This is a genomic window from Petrotoga halophila DSM 16923 (assembly GCF_002924615.1).
Genome location: NZ_JALY01000152.1, coordinates 1 through 1,485, shown reverse-complemented (window position 1 = coordinate 1,485; position 1,485 = coordinate 1). Strand labels below are relative to the sequence as shown.

The following is a 1,485-nucleotide window of genomic DNA, read 5'->3' as shown; positions in this document are numbered from 1 at the left end:
GGGTGAAAGGGCGCAAATTAAGTCTAAGCATAGCTTACAAAAAATAGTTTTAAAAGGGTCACAGGGCGAAGCCCTCCCCCACTAGGGTCTAAGGGACCGCAGGTCCCTTCCATAAAACGGGTGGGGAGTAGGGTGAAAGGGTGCTAAAACAGTTAATAGGAGGTCATCATGAACACCGAAGAAATAATAAATTTAATAGCAAACTCAAAGAAAAAGAATCCTTTAAAGGTCTACATTAAAGGTAACCTCAAAGAAGTAGATTTTTCCAATGTAGAATTTTATGGTAACGATGAATTCGGAATCTTGTTTTGCGAAGAAGAAGATTTCAAAACAATTTATGAGAATAATAAAGATTCTATAATTAATTACAGAATAGAAAGAGATAGAAAGAATTCAGCTATACCTTTGGCAGATTTATCTAAATACAACGCGAGAATAGAACCAGGTGCTATAATAAGGGATCTTGTGGAGATAGGCGATGGTTGTGTTGTTATGATGGGTGCCGTTATCAATATAGGAGCTTGTATTAAAGAAAATACTATGATAGATATGAACGTCGTTATAGGAGGGAGGGCTCAAATAGGGAAAAATTGCCATATTGGGGCAGGAGCTGTTATAGCAGGAGTAATAGAGCCCCCTAGCGCTCAACCAGTAGTGATTGAGGATAATGTTCTCATTGGAGCTAACGCAGTGGTATTAGAAGGGGTGAAAGTAGGTCAGGGATCAATAATCGGAGCAGGTTCTGTTGTAATTTCTGATGTCGAACCTTACTCTGTGGTAGCCGGAGTTCCTGCGGAATTCATTAAGAAGGTTGACGATAAAACAAAAGACAAAACGCAACTTGTAGAAGGACTAAGAAGACTGAAATAATTTATTTATATAAATTTACCGGGGTGGATTAATTATGCAGTTGATAGTTCAAAAGTATGGAGGAACTTCTCTTGCAGATTCTGAAAGATTGAGCGACGTCGCCTTGAGAATATGTAACAAGGTCGAAGAAGGGTTTAAAGTATTAACCGTGGTTTCCGCAAGAGGAGAGACAACAAATAGATTGATGACATTAGCTAAAGAAACGGTTAAGAACCCTGAGCCAAGAGAATTGGATATGCTTTTAGCTACGGGAGAACAGATCAGTGCTTCTTTGTTATCTATGATATTGAACGATAAAGGTATCAAATCAAAATCTCTGAATGCCTTTCAATTAGGTTTATTAACTACTTCTGACTATAACGAAGCTCAGATCAAAGCAATAAACAAAGAAGTAATATACAAAAATCTTACAGTCAACGATGTATTAGTTATTACAGGATTTCAAGGTGTTACAGAAGAAGGAGATTTAACAACCTTGGGAAGAGGCGGTTCTGATACTTCTGCTGTTGCTTTAGCCGCTTCTTTAAACGTTAAGTGTGAGATATACAGTAATTTTGCCGGTATTTATACAATCGATCCAAAGATTTATCCTAATGCAAAAAAATTAAAGTACGT

General features: G+C 37.4%; 2 protein-coding genes. Both read left to right on the top strand.

Going from position 1 to position 1,485, the window contains the following annotated elements:
- The first annotated feature begins 168 nt into the window (after nucleotides 1–168).
- Complete coding sequence (gene dapD, locus AA81_RS07500) at nucleotides 169–870, top strand: 2,3,4,5-tetrahydropyridine-2,6-dicarboxylate N-acetyltransferase (RefSeq protein WP_103898687.1); 702 nt, start codon at nucleotides 169–171, stop codon at nucleotides 868–870.
- 34 nt (nucleotides 871–904) lie between these two features.
- Nucleotides 905–1,485: amino acid kinase family protein (locus tag AA81_RS07495; RefSeq protein WP_439331573.1), on the top strand; the 581-nt coding region annotated here is incomplete at its 3' end.